This is a genomic window from Anaerocolumna sp. (assembly GCF_032079385.1).
In the GTDB taxonomy this organism is placed as follows: Bacteria; Bacillota; Clostridia; order Lachnospirales; family Lachnospiraceae; genus Anaerocolumna.
Genome location: NZ_DAMAUC010000004.1, coordinates 195,370 through 211,632 on the forward strand (window position 1 = coordinate 195,370; position 16,263 = coordinate 211,632).

Annotated in this window: 14 protein-coding genes, 1 tRNA gene and 1 pseudogene; 15 read left to right on the top strand and 1 reads right to left on the bottom strand. The window is 35.0% G+C overall.

Annotation, left to right across the window (positions count from 1 at the left end; genetic code table 11):
- Positions 1-80 precede the first annotated feature (80 nt).
- Positions 81-1,253: an N-acetylmuramoyl-L-alanine amidase family protein gene (locus RT261_RS05415; protein WP_313130350.1), complete on the top strand. Its 1,173-nt coding sequence runs from the start codon at positions 81-83 to the stop codon at positions 1,251-1,253.
- Positions 1,254-1,503: 250 nt separating this feature from the next.
- Here RT261_RS05415 and RT261_RS05420 read toward each other — a convergent pair whose 3' ends face one another.
- Complete coding sequence (locus RT261_RS05420; RefSeq protein WP_313130352.1) at positions 1,504-3,009, bottom strand: DUF1846 domain-containing protein; 1,506 nt, start codon at positions 3,007-3,009, stop codon at positions 1,504-1,506.
- A gap of 827 nt (positions 3,010-3,836) precedes the next feature.
- Between RT261_RS05420 and mscL the strand changes: the two genes are divergently transcribed.
- The 14 genes and pseudogenes from mscL (at position 3,837) to ftsH (ending at position 15,885) form a co-directional block, all read left to right on the top strand.
- Positions 3,837-4,271: a large conductance mechanosensitive channel protein MscL gene (gene mscL / locus RT261_RS05425; RefSeq protein WP_313130354.1), complete on the top strand. Its 435-nt coding sequence runs from the start codon at positions 3,837-3,839 to the stop codon at positions 4,269-4,271.
- Between the two features lie 340 nt (positions 4,272-4,611).
- A complete protein-coding gene (gene truA / locus RT261_RS05430) occupies positions 4,612-5,421 on the top strand; it encodes a tRNA pseudouridine(38-40) synthase TruA (protein WP_313130356.1) in 810 nt (269 codons plus the stop codon).
- Positions 5,422-5,557: 136 nt separating this feature from the next.
- Positions 5,558-6,106, top strand: coding sequence for a stage V sporulation protein T (spoVT, locus tag RT261_RS05435; protein ID WP_313130358.1), 549 nt, complete (start codon positions 5,558-5,560; stop codon positions 6,104-6,106).
- Between the two features lie 322 nt (positions 6,107-6,428).
- Complete coding sequence (gene mazG / locus RT261_RS05440) at positions 6,429-7,235, top strand: nucleoside triphosphate pyrophosphohydrolase (RefSeq protein ID WP_313130359.1); 807 nt, start codon at positions 6,429-6,431, stop codon at positions 7,233-7,235.
- 125 nt (positions 7,236-7,360) lie between these two features.
- Entirely contained in the window at positions 7,361-7,636 is a 276-nt protein-coding gene (locus tag RT261_RS05445; protein WP_091688851.1) for an HU family DNA-binding protein, read from the top strand.
- Between the two features lie 135 nt (positions 7,637-7,771).
- Positions 7,772-8,011, top strand: coding sequence for an RNA-binding S4 domain-containing protein (locus tag RT261_RS05450; protein ID WP_313130382.1), 240 nt, complete (start codon positions 7,772-7,774; stop codon positions 8,009-8,011).
- Positions 8,012-8,089: 78 nt separating this feature from the next.
- On the top strand, positions 8,090-8,377 hold the full coding sequence (gene yabP, locus RT261_RS05455) for a sporulation protein YabP (RefSeq protein WP_313130384.1): 288 nt from the start codon (positions 8,090-8,092) through the stop codon (positions 8,375-8,377).
- Positions 8,378-8,395: 18 nt separating this feature from the next.
- On the top strand, positions 8,396-8,896 hold the full coding sequence (gene yabQ / locus RT261_RS05460; RefSeq protein WP_313130387.1) for a spore cortex biosynthesis protein YabQ: 501 nt from the start codon (positions 8,396-8,398) through the stop codon (positions 8,894-8,896).
- A 1-nt stretch (position 8,897) separates the two neighbouring features.
- Positions 8,898-9,194 carry a septum formation initiator family protein gene (locus tag RT261_RS05465; protein ID WP_313130389.1) on the top strand — a complete coding sequence of 99 codons (297 nt, stop codon included), beginning with the start codon at positions 8,898-8,900 and terminating at the stop codon, positions 9,192-9,194.
- Between the two features lie 79 nt (positions 9,195-9,273).
- Positions 9,274-9,347, top strand: a tRNA-Met gene (locus RT261_RS05470).
- 259 nt (positions 9,348-9,606) lie between these two features.
- Entirely contained in the window at positions 9,607-11,907 is a 2,301-nt protein-coding gene (gene spoIIE / locus RT261_RS05475) for a stage II sporulation protein E (RefSeq protein WP_313130391.1), read from the top strand.
- 146 nt (positions 11,908-12,053) lie between these two features.
- Positions 12,054-13,430: pseudogene (tilS, locus tag RT261_RS20985) on the top strand (tRNA lysidine(34) synthetase TilS); the annotation flags it as partial.
- Positions 13,431-13,475: 45 nt separating this feature from the next.
- The gene (gene hpt, locus RT261_RS20990; protein ID WP_334308245.1) at positions 13,476-13,994 is read left to right on the top strand and encodes a hypoxanthine phosphoribosyltransferase; all 519 of its coding nucleotides are present in this window, start codon (positions 13,476-13,478) and stop codon (positions 13,992-13,994) included.
- Positions 13,995-14,013: 19 nt separating this feature from the next.
- Entirely contained in the window at positions 14,014-15,885 is a 1,872-nt protein-coding gene (ftsH, locus tag RT261_RS05485; RefSeq protein WP_313130396.1) for an ATP-dependent zinc metalloprotease FtsH, read from the top strand.
- Positions 15,886-16,263: the final 378 nt, after the last annotated feature.

The window sequence follows — 16,263 nt, forward strand, 5'->3', positions numbered from 1 at the left end:
CCGTAAGACAAAGACTATAAAATAAATTGGTAAATCCGCTTATTTTATAGTCTTTTTATATATAAGAGAGGAATAGAATTATGTTCAAAGAAAAGTTTAAGTTTATTTTAGTTCTTTCCAGTTTTATTTTCCTGTGGGGATGCAGCAGTAAGAAGGATAACCTTTCCTACCCCAAAGTGGCAGAACCAATGCTTTCGGAAACTAAAACATTGGAACAAGATATAAAAGAAACAGAAAAATCAGAAGTTAATAATGCGCCGGATGCTATTATACATACAGGTGCGAAAGAAAAAGAAAATGAAAGTAAGAATATAGATGTAAAGAAAAGCAAAAATGAAGATACAGGTATAGAAGAAAGCAAGAAGGAAATTGCAGAAGAAAGCAAGAAGGAAATTACAGAAGAAAGTAAGAAGGAAATTGCAGAAAAAAGTAAGAGCGGGAGTATAAAAGAAAGTAAAATCCCAAGTGCAAAAAGTAAAAAAGAGAGCTCAATAAAAGAAACAAAAGAGAGCTCAATAAAAGAAACAAAAGAGAGCTCAATAAAAGAAACAAAAGAGAGCGGAAAAAATAAAAAAGCAAATAAAAATCAAAGTAAGAATAAGGAAACAAAGAAAGAGAAGAAGTTAGTCGTTATTGATGCAGGGCATCAAGCGAAAGGGAACAATGAAAAAGAACCGGTAGGACCCGGGGCTAAGGAGAAGAAAGCAAAAGTTGCCTCCGGTACCACAGGGGTTGCCAGTGGACTAAAAGAGTATGAATTGACTCTGGACGTGTCCATAAAATTGAAAAAGGAACTTGTAAAAAGAGGATATGAAGTCATTATGGTTCGTGAAACCCATGATGTAAATATCAGCAATAGTGAAAGGGCAGCCATTGCCAATGAAGCAAAGGCAGATGTATTTATCCGAATTCATGCCAACGGCTCCGATAATAGTAAAGTATCCGGTATCATGACTATTAGTCCCACAAAAGAAAACCCTTATATCAGCAGCCTATATAAAAAATGTAAAGCTCTTTCGAAAGCTGTTTTAGATGGAATGCTAGAGACCACAGGGGCCAATTCCAAAGGAGTTTGGGAAACGGATACTATGAGTGGTATAAACTGGTGTGAAGTTCCGGTTACGATTGTCGAGATGGGATTTATGACAAATCCAAAAGAGGATAAATTAATGGCTACAGAAAAATACCAAGATAAAATGGTGCAAGGAATCGCTAATGGACTAGATGAGTATTTTAAGGTTGATATAAAATAGTTTTGCATTAATAAAGAGATGCACTTATTTTCTTTTTTACAGTTTTAGTAGTTCCGTCAGTAAATACAATAGATGTAACTTTATAATCAAATTTTAAGTCGACATAAACAGTAATATAAATAAGCTAACTATAGAAAATAAAAGAAGTGCCACTAGCTAACTTAACATGTAGTTAGCTAGTGGCACTTTCTATATTACTTTAATTATTGTTCGGTGGTTATTCTATATTATTTACCAGTAAAGCATACTTTTAGATATAGTACAAATTCTCTGATGGATAGAACGGATCGCAGGTAACATCTATTCCTAAGTCACGAAGCAATTGTTCGCTGCGTCTGTTTAACATTACAGTGGAGTGAGCCTGTACACCGTTTAGCTCAGTCAGTCTGTCATAAGCTAATTGAGCAGTTGGATTGGTAACAGCGCAGATACTTAGGGCGATTAATATTTCATCTGCGTTTAATGCCGGTATTTTATTCTTTAACTTCTTGTCTTTTAGGTCCTGAATGGTATTTAAAATTAATGGTGACAGCAGATATATTTCATCTGCGATTCCTGCCATATATTTAATTGCATTCAGGATGGCAGCAGAACAGCAATCCATTAAAGAGGAACCTTTACCGGTTATCATAGTACCATCCGGTAATTCGAAGGCAATAACAGGAGTTCTTTCAGAATCGGAAGAACTTACTTTTTGCTTTGACATATATTCTCTTGCAGGGAGAACCGGCCCTCTGTCTTCCTGCTTTAATCCTACTTCTTCCATAATGACCTTCATTCGATTTAATCCTTCTTCGTCAATTAAGCCTTTCTTAAATTCACAGGCTGTGGTAAAGAATCTGCGGATAATTTCCTGTCTAGAAGCTTCTGCAACCACATCATCGTCTATGATACCAAATCCTAAACGGTTTACACCCATATCAGTTGGTGACTGGTAAATGGATCCTTCTCCCGTAATTTTTTCAATAATTCTTTTTATAACCGGGAACATTTCTAAGTCTCTGTTGTAATTAACAGCTACTTCGTTGTATTCTTCAAAATGAAAATAGTCCATCATATTAACATCTTTTAAGTCAACAGTGGCTGCTTCATAAGCCACATTAAGAGGATGTTTTAAAGGCACATTCCATACAGGGAAGGTTTCAAACTTAGAATAGCCGGAAGAATTGCCTCTTTTATATTCGTGATAAAGCTGATTCAGGCAGGTTGCCAGTTTGCCACTTCCCGGACCGGGTGCAGTTACAACTACAATAGGTTTTGTAGTTGTGATATAAGGGTTTTTACCATAACCTTCTTCGCTAACGATGGCATCTACATCAGTAGGGTATCCTTCAATTGCCACATGCGTATAAACCTTTATATTTCTGCGTTCTAATTTATTCATGAATACAGTAGTAGCAGGCTGCCCGCTAAAACGGGTAATGACTACACTATTCACTTCTAAGTCATAGGCTCTAAGGTCATCGATTAAGCGTAACACGTCCATATCATAAGTAATACCAAAATCACCACGGATTTTATTTCGTTCGATATCACCTGCATATACACAGATGATAATCTCCGCTTTGTCCTTTAATTTTTGAAGAAGCTTGATCTTAGCATCTTCGTCAAATCCCGGAAGAACCCTCTTAGCATGTTTATCCCCTATTAGTTTACCTCCAAATTCCAGGTAAAGCTTGTCATAATTATTTACTCGTTCTAGAATAAATTTAGATTGTTCTTCAATGTATTTTTGAGGATCAAATCCTAATTTCATAATGATATTACTCCTTTGTAATATTGATTATCCCATCCATTTGAAATTTAGAGGGAGTTAATTGAGTCAAATTTTAATGTCAGATATTGAAAATGAACATAAGTAAAATGGGTAAGTACAATTACCCACAATTATTCATAGTATAGCACAGAATAAAAGAGAATAAAAGGACAGTTCTTACAATAATTTAAGAAATAATTAAAAATTTTTTGTAAAGTAAGTTTTTAAGGATTTGCATCCCAATTTTTAAGAAAAACCCTTATAATCTACATGATTTTATCCAAAATTTCCATAAATCATAACCAAGGTTATTTTTAAGGATGTATTAAATATATGTTAGCAATTATTATTAGTTATTGACGCAAGGTAAATAATGGTATACCTTTATATCGACAAGCATGCATAGCCATAATCTGTTATAATCAATATGGCAAGCATTAGCAGGAACGGCAAAGAAAATATATACATAGAAAGGCTGCCAGATCGATGTTGTTCTAATTGATTATTAGTATTTTTTAAATTATAATATAGACATGCCACAAATTTAAATAATCAGAATGTAAGCAATACAGAATGATAAGTTTATTAAGTACAAAGGAAGTAGATTTGCGAACAAAAGATGTATATTAGGAACAAAGGAAGTAGACTAAAAATCGATCCCGCTATTTATGTGAAAGCATAAAGCTGTGGTAATTATTAAAAGCGTTAAAGCGCTGGAATCGAGGTTAGGTTGAAAAAGCGAGTTTTTTCAACCGGCAATTTGTGCGGTCGCACAAAATTGCTGTTATTATTAAAATGGTGCTAAAGCACCGGAATCGAGGTATAGTATGTTAAAAGAATTTAAAAAGTTTGCCTTAAGAGGTAATATGATAGACTTGGCAGTGGGCGTTATTATTGGCGGTGCTTTTAATGGTATTGTAACATCTTTAGTCAATGATATTATTATGCCAATTCTTAGTATCTTCACTGGAAGTTTAGATTTTTCCAATTGGTTTATTGCAGTAGATGGTCAACCTTATGAAAACATTCAAGCTGCTCAGGCCGCTAATGTTGCCACTATTAATTATGGAGTTTTTATTACCGGAGTTCTTAATTTTCTTATTATGGCATTTGTTATCTTCATCATGGTAAGACAGATGAATAAGCTGCGTGAAAAGAATGCACCGGTGGTGGAGCCTACAACTAAAAAATGTCCACATTGCTTATCTGAGATTAATATTAAGGCAACAAAATGTCCTTTTTGTACATCTGATGTAGAATAATTTAGTAAAATATAAAAATTTAGGGTTTTCTTTTGGAAAGACTTGTGTATAATAGTAAATGTATTATTATACATATGTCTTTTTTTCACATTAAGAATTTTATTATGAGAATATGGTGTAAAGGAAACCCATTTGCTAATTTATATTATTAAACCCGGATATTATTTCAATAAAATTATAAAGAAATAAATGTAAGATTAATGTATTTTGATTTTTAGGAAATAAGTATCTTGGATATTATCTATTGGATCTATTTACTTATTAAAAGCAGTTAAATAGTTTGGAATAGATATTACACAAAAGAGAAAAGCTTAATGAAGCAGGTGTGGGAGTTCATTCAATGAATAATGGTAGAATCTTTGGTAATATTAGTAAAAGGAATATAAAAATAATCATAGAGTATGATGGAAGCAGGTATTCAGGCTGGCAAAGGCTGGGGAAAACTGCAGAAGATACAATTGGTAAATCCAACAAGAAGTCATCTATCCAGGCAGTTTTAGAAGATAGCTTTTCCAGGTTGTTAGAGGAAGATATTAAACTGATTGGTTCAGGCAGAACCGATGCCGGCGTCCATGCTCTGGGACAGGTTGCTAATTTTTATAGTCACACTAAGTTACCTTTAAGGGAAATGCTTATAGGAATAAACAAGTTGCTGCCGGAAGATATTGCGGTTGTAGAGGTTAAAGAAGTGGATTTCGATTTTCATAGCAGATATTCGGCAAAGGCTAAAACTTATGAATATCGGATTTATATGGGTGAAACACAATCGGTTTTCTTAAGAAAATATACGTATCACGAGCCTAATAGGCTGAATATAGAACATATGAAAAAGGCCGCCTCTTATTTAGTTGGAACTCATGATTTTAAGGGATTTTCAACAGATAGAAGAGATGGCAAATCTACAGTAAGAACAATTGATGATGTTTATTTTCATGTTAATGGAAATGTATTAAGGATAGGAATTACCGGCAATGGTTTTCTTTATAACATGGTAAGAATCATAATAGGAACCTTAATTGAAATTGGTGAGGGAAATAGGGGGACAGATGACATGCTGAATATTTTAAGAAACAAAGATCGTCAAAAGGCAGGAATTACAATTAGCGGACATGGACTTTTCCTTTATCAGGTTTATTATGAAAACGAATAATTTAAAATTATTCAAAGTCCCCGAAAAATATTTTTTTATCTAAATGACAAGTTTAGGTATAAATTCTTCCTTTTGACAAACAATAATAATCATAAGTATTGTACTATGATAATCACGCAAATGGAGGAATATTATTATGAAAGCCACTGGAATAGTAAGAAGAATAGATGATCTTGGACGTGTAGTTATACCCAAAGAAATTCGTCGTACACTGCGTATCAGAGAAGGAGATCCTCTAGAAATATTTACAGATAGAGAAGGTGAAATTATTTTAAAGAAATATTCACCGATAGGAGAACTAGGACAATTTGCAAAACAATATGCAGATTCTCTTGCACAAACTACAGGTTACATTATTGCTATTTCTGATAAAGATCAATTCGTTGCAGCTTCTGGCAGTATGAAAAAAGAGATCATTTCAAAACCAATCACAAGAGATTTGGAAGAAGTGATTAATGAAAGAGAAAATGTTTTAGCCGGTAAAGAAGATAAGAGTTTTATTAAAATTGTAGCGGATGACGAAAACGATTATACTTACCAGGTTATCTACCCGATTATAAGCGAGGGTGATGCAATAGGTTCTGTTATTATGCTTACAAAAGATCCAAAAGTGAAATTTGGAGAAGTGGAAACAAAATTAGCTAGTACAGCAGCTGCTTTTTTAGGCAGACAGATGGAACAATAATTTAAGATAAGGACATTTGTCCTTATAGGTTAGGATGGCCTTCCAGAGTATGGCGTATGAAAATTATATACCATACCCTGGGAGGCTTATTTATATTTGGAGATGTTTATAGATATTACTATATTTGTTTGGCCAGAATTGCCTTACTTTAGAACGAAGTAAAGGTAAAGGAATAAAAAACAGTATGGAATTAGATAAATTTAAAGGATTTTTTAACAAATATTGATTATATTTGCAATTATGGGTATTATAAATATTAGAATGTATTATACATGATTTTGAAGTAATTGTAATGTACGAAAGAAGGAAAAGAGGGTAAGTTATGGAGAAGATTGAGGGTAAGAAGGAAAGGGCGGAGGATAAGAAGTACTCCTTTGAGGATTTAGTTAACATTATCCGCAGACTTCGGGCAAAGGACGGGTGCCCCTGGGATAGGGAGCAGACCCATGAAAGTTTGAAGCAGTGTTTGATTGAAGAGGCTTATGAGGTTATTGAAGCTATTAATAACAAGGATTATAAAAATCTTTGTGAAGAGCTGGGGGATGTTTTGCTGCAGGTGGTAATGCATGGGGTCATTGCAGAAGAAGAAAAAGAGTTCGCCATGGAAGAGATAATCGGCGGTGAATGTAAAAAGATGATTCATAGACATCCTCATGTTTTTGGAGACCTGGAAGTAAAAGATTCAGAAGCCGTACTAAATAACTGGGAAGCTATTAAACAAAAAGAGAAAAATTACGATACTATATCTGATAGCATTCTAAATATTCCCAAAGCGCTGCCGGCTACTATCCGTGCAGAGAAGGTTCAAAAAAAAGCAGCAAAAGCCGGCCTGGAATTTGAGAACTTTGATCAAGTGCTAGGCAAGGTTTACGAGGAGCTCAAAGAGCTGATAGAAGCCCGAAAAATAGGTCAAAAGTCTGATATTGAAGAGGAATTTGGCGATTTGATGTTCTCAGTCGTAAATTTATCAAGGTTTTTACATGTAAATGCAGAAAATTCCTTGACAAATGCTACTAATAAGTTTATAAATAGATTTGTAGGTGTTGAATTTTTTGCAAGGCAAGAAGGTAAGCATTTATGGGAAATGTCCGCCAGTGAAATTGATACACTTTGGGGACGTGTAAAATAATCATAATGAGAAATTTTATGAATGAAAATATCATAAATGAGATATCATTTATGATGGTATCATTTATTATATAATTCATTTGATTATTAAAAACATAATAAATACTTTAGAGGAGGAGTCTATCCATGAACAAAGCAGAATTAGTTGCAGCAATTGCAGAAAAAACAGAATTATCCAAAAAGGATTCAGAAAAAGCATTAAAAGCATTTATCGATGTAGTAACTGAAGAATTAACAAAAGGTGAAAAAATTCAATTAGTAGGTTTCGGTACTTTTGAGGTAGCTGACAGACCAGCTAGAACAGGAAGAAATCCTCAAACAAAAGAGGTAATTACTATTGCAGCATCTAAAGCTCCAAAGTTCAAAGCAGGAAAAGCTTTAAAGGACGTAATTAACGCATAGTTAAGACAATTCAAAGGAAGCTGTTATTGGGAATCATGTTTACTGGTGATGTTTATTCGAGGAATGTGGTTTGCGTGGCAGCTTCTTTTTTGTAATCCTATAAATCAAGTAAAATTCATAAGGAAGGTGTTTTAATTGAGATTAGACAAATTCTTAAAAGTATCAAGATTAATAAAACGCAGAACAGTTGCTAATGAAGCCTGTGATGCAGGTCGTGTTTTAATTAACGGAAAAACTGCCAAAGCATCTGCGGCGGTAAAAGTGAATGATGTTATTGAGATCGGCTTTGGTACCAAAGCAGTAAAGGTTCAAGTGCTGGATGTTCAGGAAACAACCAGAAAAGATGATGCAAAAGAATTATACAAGTACTTATAAATGCTATTATTTTGGAATGAAATCAGAAGTCTTTTAATATACTGAAATGAGATAAAGTATATTAGGAGGCTTTTATTTATGGAAGATAAATTACAGGTTCAAAGAAATCATAAAGTTAATCTTAACGCAAGAAGTTCGGCTACCATTACCGGAGTAAAGGATGTTCTGTCTTTTGATGCCGGTGAGGTTCTTTTGGAAACAGAAATGGGCATATTGATGCTTCGGGGGAATGAATTACATGTAAATCGTCTTACCTTAGAAAAAGGTGAAGTTGATATAGATGGCAAAATTGACAGCCTTACCTATTCTGATAATAATACTTATGGCAAGTCCGGTGAATCATTTATTAGTAAGTTATTTAAATAGGCAGGGGGTTATGCAGTTATGAATAAAGTAATTATGGTAGAACTGCGCTTTTTTACCGCCTCTATAATCTGGGGAATGCTATTAATCGTATTTTACGATTTGCTTCGTATATTCAGACGAGTGATTAAGCACAACAGTTTTTTTGTTGCAATAGAAGACATTATTTATTGGGTTACTTGCAGTATTCTTATTTTTCGCATGATGTACAAGCAAAACAATGGTATTATACGTGGGTTCTCCATTTTGGCCATGCTCATAGGCATGTTGATTTTTCATCATGCCATTAGTGATTTCTTCGTAAATATTGTTTCTGTTTTTATACATAGATTGTTTCACTTTATAGGAATGATTTTAAAGACTATTTTCAAGCCATTTCATTTTATTCTGAAGAAGATTAGAAAAGTCTTTTTATGGGTTTTTAGCAAGATTAAAAAAATTAAAAACAATTTATTATTATCATTGAAAAAAAATAGAAAATCGAGTAAAATGGCAATATCAGATGATGAAAAAGGTGATTAATTTGAGGAATAGGAATAAGAGAAAGAAAAAAAGGACAGGCCTTGGTATCACTGCTCTTATGGTCTTTTTAATCTGTGGTATCGTTATTTATAAAAGGCAGGAATTATCGAAAAGCAATGCACGGACGGAGGCACAAATAAAAGAACTGCAGGAAGAACTCGAAGATGCCGAAGAAGAAGCAAAGGATATCAAAAAGAAAAAAGCCTATGTGCAGACTCAAGAATTTATTGAAGAAATGGCAAGACAAAAGCTTGGATTAGTCTATAAAGATGAGATTATTTTTAAGTCTGAGGATTAATCGTTATTTTTGTGACTTTAACTTATATTAAGAGGTTGACATTTTAAAAAAAAGCAGTTATAATGGACTTCGTCACTTCGGCGAAGTAGCTCAGTTGGCTAGAGCATGCGGTTCATACCCGCAGTGTCGGCGGTTCAAATCCGTCCTTCGCTATTTATAAAAAAGATATGAATTCCCACGGTTTTTTACCGTGGGAATTTTTTTTAACCTCTTCAATTTTCTGATTATTCTGAATTCTTCTTAATTTCCTAAAAAGACTGAACTCTCTTGATTCGATAGGAATACGCATTCTACGAATTTCTTGTCAAAAACTTTTTTGTTACCCATTCGGAATTTTGACAAACATTTTATATTTCCAAATCTATAATACAGGTCTAGCAGATAAAATCAATCTATGAGGAGGACATAATAAATGAAAGAAATTAACATGAGAAAAATAATCGTAAACTTAATGGGGGTTATGATCGGAAGAGCTGTATTTGCAGGAATTAATCCAATCGGAATAGGATTTTTTGCCGCAGTATACATAGACAAGAAGGGAAGATTGGCAATCCTGGCTTCCGTATTACTGGGAATGGCAACGGTTTACCCTGCTACGGATATTGCAAAGTATTCTATTATCATGCTTGTTATTGCTGCTATTGTCATTTTGTTAGAATATAGTAACAAATGCCTGCCTATAGGTGCTGTTGCAGGAGTGGCAGGTGGCGTAACTATGTTTATGTCCATAGCCAATGGATTATTAAAAGTGAATCCAAAAGACTATATTATATTGGGTATGGCAGAAGGAGTTGCAATCTTTGCTTTGACTTTTATCTTTCGGAAGGGGGTAGAGGCTATTGTCTTTACCACAAAGGGACAAGCTTTAGACAATGAACAAATTATCAGTATTGCAGCTATACTGGCGGCATTTATCTATGGGATACCCAATGTGGGTGCTCTGGACTTTTCTTTAACCTTAACAGCTGCATTGTTTAGTATTCTGCTTATTGGATATAAATACGGAGCAGGGTATGGTGCGATTGCAGGAGCAGCCTGCGGTATTATACTGGCCCTGAAAGACGGGCAGATCAATCAAATTGGTCTTATGTGTATGCTTGGGATTATAGCAGGCACATTTCGGGAACTTGGACGCCTTTTTACCATAGCCGTCTATTCTGTGGGGGTGTTCTTATTAAGTGATTTATACCATAATTATAGATTTGATTTAAATAGTTTGGGTGCTTTAGTTTCTACTGCGGCTATATTCTTATTAATGCCAAAATCTCTTTTGCTAAAAATTGATTTGGCAAGGGACGAATCCCAGGAAGATGTATTTGTAAAGCAAAATATTCAAAATGTAGCAAGGGGAAAACTAAAAGATTTTTCAAGTTCTTTTCATAATTTATCCGATACATTTACATCGATTACTGAGAAAAAGGGGAAGCTTTCTAAGAAAGATAAAAGTGAGCTGTTTGATGAATTAACAGAACAGTTGTGTAAAGATTGCACTAACTGCGACACGTGCTGGAAAAATAATTTTTATGAAACCTACCAGGGAGCCCATCATATTATGGAGGAGGTAGATAAATACGGAACCATTTCTGTTAGCGAAGTACCTACTGACTTTGCAGGGCGTTGCATTCAGGTGGAACGGTATGTGGCAGAGGCTAGAAGGGTTCTTGAAGTTGCCAAGTTAAATCTGGCCTGGAATAACCGCCTGGCTGAAAGCAGAGAGGCCATTGCCGGGCAATTAAATGAGGTTGCCAATATCATTGATGACTTTTCCCTGGATTTATATAAAACAGCCGATACTTCGGAAGGCATGCAGAAAAGAATTATCTATCACCTAAAGGAATATCACATTATTGTAAGCCGTATGGCAATCTTAGAGAAGAGAAATAATAAGCAGGAAATCTTCATGATTGCAAGAACGGAGAAAGGTAGATGCATCACCACCAAAGAAGCGGCTCAATTAGTGGGAGAGGCTTTTGGAAAAAGGATGCGTCCGGCTGATGGGTGCAAGAATGTTCTCGCTAAGGAATTTGAGACTTTTGTGTTTGTAGAAGATGCAGATTATAAAGTATTTACCGGTATGGCTAAAATGACCAAAGATGGTGGAAGAATATCGGGAGATAATTTTTCCTTCCTATACCCGGATTCAGGAATGGTAGTTATGACCTTGGCAGATGGTATGGGAACCGGAGAAGCTGCCTTTGAGGAAAGTGAATATGTGGTAGATTTATTGGAGCAGTTTATTGAGGCGGGATTTCGAAAGGAATCAGCAATTAATTTAATCAATTCTATTCTGGTATTAAAAGCAGAGGAACAATCTTTTTCTACCATAGATATGACGGTTATTAATTTATTCACCGGCATGTGTGATATTATTAAAATCGGAGCATCTACTACTTTTATAAAAAGGAGTAAAGAGGTAGAAATCATCAATTCCAATACTCTTCCAGTGGGGGTTATCAATCATATGGATTATGAAACCATATCCAGAAAACTAAGTGATGGTGATTTTGTTATTATGGTTACCGACGGCGTAGTGGATTGTATTCCGGGAGAAGAAAAAGAACAGTTCTTAGAGGAGTTTATATCGGAACTGCATATGAATAATCCGCAGGAAATTGCCAATGCAGTATTAAACCAGGCTCTGGAATTAAATGGATGGGTGCCAAAAGACGATATGACTGTATTAGCTGCAGGATTTTGGAAAAAATTAAATTAAGAAGATAATTCCAAATGAAATGCTTTATGCTTCTTGAAATTTAATTCGGATAGAGTTAAAATGGAAGAAAGTTGCATACTTATTAAAACGTAGAAACGAGAGTATTAATGCTAAGAACAATTGAGAACTACATGACTGAATATAATATGATTGCCAAGGGAGACAGAATTGTACTGGGAGTATCCGGTGGAGCAGATTCTGTCTGCCTTTTCCATGTATTGCTGCAATTGGTACCGGCATATGAGCTTTCCTTATTCGTGGTTCATGTCAATCATGGAATAAGGGGTGAAGAAGCAGAACGTGATGAGATGTTTGTAAAAAAGCTTTGTGAAAAGGAAAAGGTTCCTTTTTGGGCGGTAAAAGCCGATATACCTGATATGGCGAAAAGTGAAAGCCTAACAGAGGAAGAAGCCGGAAGAAAAGTACGTTATGAAGCATTTTATCAATGTCTTAAAAAAAACAAGTGTAATAAAATTGCAATTGCACATAATAAAAATGATAATGCTGAAACCATGTTGTTTCATTTGTTTCGTGGCAGCAGTATAAAAGGTCTTACAGGAATAAGTCCCATGCGGGATGTTATTATAAGACCTTTGCTTTGCGTTACCAGACAGGAAATCGAAGAGTATTTAAAACAGCATAAAGTTAGCTTTTGTACAGACAGAACGAATCTTACAGAGGATTACAGCCGTAATAAAATCAGACACAGGATATTGTCTTTTGCTCAGGAAGAGATTAATGCAAAAGCGGTTGAACATATGGCGCATACAGCCAATCAGCTAAGGCTTGTGGAAAATTATCTGGAAAAGAATGTAGATCTTGCTTATAATAAAATTGTTATATCCGGCAAAGAGGGCAGCTTTCAGATGAATGTACAAGAACTGCAACAGGAAGATCCGGTAATTCAACAAGGAATAATCCGAAAGGTGTTTTATAGGCTGGCAGGCAGGTTAAAAGATGTAGATGCTGTTCATATCGAACTTGTTCTGGGATTATTGGAAAAAGAAGTTGGTAAACAGCTTCATCTTCCCTATGGCATACAGGCAGTAAAGGGCTATGAATATATTACAATGTCTGTAAATTCAGATAGACATCTATGTAAGGATAAGGATTCCTCCGGAAGCGTCTCTAAAAGGGAGTCAGCAGGATTTGAACACATAGTTAAGATTCCGGGAGAAACTTATATTACTGAAATAAATCATAATATTAGTGCACGAATTATAAAATATAAAAAAAATTTAATAATTCCCCAAGATGGGTATACGAAATGGTTTGACTATGATAAAATAAACAATACTGTTATAATAAGATCAAGGAATAGTGGAGATTATATTCAGATTGCTTCCAAAGGGAACAACTTGTCTGGGAATAAGCCCCAAACAAGCAGGAAAAAGATTAAATCTTTATTTATTGATAAAAAGGTGCCAAGGGAGGAAAGAGATCAGATTCCTTTATTGGCAGATGGCAATCACATAATGTGGGTCATTGGAGACCGAATAAGTGAAGCTTATAAAGTAAATGAGGAAACAAAAGCTATACTTGAGATAAGTTTAAATGGAGGAAATGAAATGGATAACAAAGTTAGTGTATTAATATCTGAGGAGGAAGTGGCGAAAAAAATTTCTGAATTAGGAAAACAAATTAGTAAAGACTATGAAGGAAAAGAAATTCATCTTATCTGCGTATTAAAGGGCGGTGTATTCATTACCGTTGAACTGGCAAAACATTTAACGATTCCAGTATCTCTGGATTTTATGGCAGTTTCCAGTTATGGAGACGAAACTGTAAGTTCCGGCAGAGTTAAAATTATCAAAGATTTAGATGAATCCATAGAAGGTAAAGATGTGTTATTAGTAGAAGACATTATTGATTCTGGAGCAACATTAGCTTACCTATTAGAGTTATTAAACAGCAGAAAACCAAAAAGTATTAAACTATGTACTCTATTAGATAAACCAGAACGAAGAGTAGCTGATGTTAATGTAGATTACGTAGGTTTCCAGATTCCAGATAAATTTGTTGTTGGGTATGGCTTAGATTATGCACAAAAATATAGAAATTTACCATATATTGGTATGATAGAATAACTAGAAAGGGGGTCATTTAGTGAAAAAACAGTTAAAAGGTTATGGGTTCTATATCATAATCCTTGGCATCATATTAGTGTCACTGCTTTTATCGGACAGTTTTGAATATCCAAATACACAAAATTATCAATATTCTGACTTTTTGGAAGATCTAAAAGATAATAAAGATAACATAAAGGAAGTTAATGTTTATCCGAATGAATCGGGCATTACTGGAAAAGTCAAAGTTACTTTTACCGGTGATAAATCCATTACTTTTGCAGTTGTTGATGTTGCAGGTGTACAGGCAACATTACTGCAGGATTTTCCAGGTTATACAATGCATAACCCGGCTAAACCAAATTGGTTTTTAACTAGTGTATTACCATATTTATTAGGATTTATTGTAATTATAGTATTATTTTCTTTCTTATCCAATCAGGCAGCAGGCGGAGGCGGCGGCAACAGCAAAGTGATGAATTTTGGTAAGAGCCGTGCCAAGATGACCAAGGATGAGAATAAGAACACTACATTTAAGAATGTAGCCGGTTTAGATGAAGAAAAAGAAGAATTAAGGGAAATTGTAGATTTCCTCAGAACTCCAAAAAAATATATGCAGGTAGGTGCCAGAATTCCAAAAGGAGTTTTATTGGAAGGCCCTCCGGGAACAGGTAAAACTCTTTTAGCAAAAGCAGTAGCCGGCGAAGCAGGTGTTCCCTTCTTTAGCATATCCGGTTCTGATTTCGTAGAAATGTTTGTTGGTATTGGTGCTTCCAGAGTTAGAGATTTATTTGAAGATGCCAAGAAAAATGCACCATGTATTGTATTTATCGATGAAATCGATGCGGTTGCCAGAAGAAGAGGTACCGGCATGGGTGGCGGACATGATGAAAGGGAGCAAACCTTAAATCAATTGTTAGTTGAGATGGATGGGTTTGGAAGCAATGAAGGCATTATCGTAATGGCAGCAACCAACCGTGTTGACATCTTAGACCCTGCAATCTTACGTCCAGGACGTTTTGACCGTAAAGTTATGGTAGGCAGACCGGATGTTAAGGGAAGAGAAGAAATCTTACATGTTCATGCAAAAGGAAAACCTCTGGGAGAAGATGTGAACTTAAAACAAATCGCTCAGACTACGGCCGGTTTTACAGGAGCAGATCTTGAGAACCTGTTAAATGAAGCTGCTATATTAGCGGCTAAGGAAAGCAGAAGTTACATTAATCATGAAGACATTAACCGTTCCTTTATTAAAGTGGGAATCGGTGCTGAGAAAAAGAGCAAGGTAATATCCGATAAAGAAAAACGAATCACTGCTTATCATGAAGCAGGTCATGCAATATTATTCCATGTACTTCCGGATGTGGGACCGGTTTATACCGTATCCATCATTCCTACCGGAACCGGGGCAGCAGGTTATACTATGCCATTACCGGAAAGAGACGAAATGTTTAATACCAGAGGGAAAATGAGACAGGATATAATCGTAAGCCTTGGAGGCAGGGCGGCAGAGGAAATTATCTTTGACGATATTACAACTGGTGCTTCACAGGATATTAAGATGGCCACCAAAACAGCCAGAGCAATGGTTACTAAGTATGGTTTCTCTAATACTGTGGGTATGATTAATTATGACAGTGATGATGATGAAGTATTTATTGGCCGGGATTGGGGCCATACAAGAAGTTATAGTGAAAATGTAGCGAGAGTCATTGATGACGAAGTTAAGAATATTATTGATCATTGTTATAATGAGGCAAAGAGAATCCTGGTAGAGCATAATGATATTCTTCATGAGTGTGCAAAATTGTTAATTGAAAAAGAAAGAATTAACCGTGAAGAGTTCGAAGGTCTTTTTATAGCTTCAAATGAGGATGATCAAAATATGCCGAATCCGATTTTAGAAGGCTGATTTTCAGATAACAAAAAAATATAATATAAATGTTGTTTTTTATATGATTTTTTTGGAAGGTATGCCAAAGTTGCTTCCGGAGACAACAAAAACAGACAAAAAAAGTTAATAAATTTTATAATGTTTGTGCACACTTATTGAGGTACCGATGCTATAATAATACTCGTAAACCCCAATACATTATATAGTTTTTGCTACACCCCATAAGTAACAAAAATACCTTCTCCAAAAAAGGACAGCGCTCGGAATGCTGTCCTTTTTTTTGTGGTTAAAGGACGAGACCACTGAAATAGTCTTTTGAAGTTGGTCAAGAAAACAAGGTTGTGGGAAAGACTATTTCAGTAATTATTATAGTAGTGAATATTCTTGATTTTTGGT

Excerpts from the sequence above, each read along its gene's own strand:
- mscL (WP_313130354.1), top strand. The coding sequence starts at position 3,837 with ATGTTAAAAGAATTTAAAAAGTTTGCCTTAAGAGGTAATATGATAGAC.
- spoVT (WP_313130358.1), top strand. The coding sequence starts at position 5,558 with ATGAAAGCCACTGGAATAGTAAGAAGAATAGATGATCTTGGACGTGTA.
- hpt (WP_334308245.1), top strand. The coding sequence starts at position 13,476 with ATGGATAACAAAGTTAGTGTATTAATATCTGAGGAGGAAGTGGCGAAA.
- yabQ (WP_313130387.1), top strand. The coding sequence starts at position 8,396 with ATGAATAAAGTAATTATGGTAGAACTGCGCTTTTTTACCGCCTCTATA.
- truA (WP_313130356.1), top strand. The coding sequence starts at position 4,612 with ATGAATAATGGTAGAATCTTTGGTAATATTAGTAAAAGGAATATAAAA.
- RT261_RS05420 (WP_313130352.1), bottom strand. The coding sequence starts at position 3,009 with ATGAAATTAGGATTTGATCCTCAAAAATACATTGAAGAACAATCTAAA.
- RT261_RS05445 (WP_091688851.1), top strand. The coding sequence starts at position 7,361 with ATGAACAAAGCAGAATTAGTTGCAGCAATTGCAGAAAAAACAGAATTA.
- RT261_RS05415 (WP_313130350.1), top strand. The coding sequence starts at position 81 with ATGTTCAAAGAAAAGTTTAAGTTTATTTTAGTTCTTTCCAGTTTTATT.
- spoIIE (WP_313130391.1), top strand. The coding sequence starts at position 9,607 with ATGAAAGAAATTAACATGAGAAAAATAATCGTAAACTTAATGGGGGTT.
- mazG (WP_313130359.1), top strand. The coding sequence starts at position 6,429 with ATGGAGAAGATTGAGGGTAAGAAGGAAAGGGCGGAGGATAAGAAGTAC.
- yabP (WP_313130384.1), top strand. The coding sequence starts at position 8,090 with ATGGAAGATAAATTACAGGTTCAAAGAAATCATAAAGTTAATCTTAAC.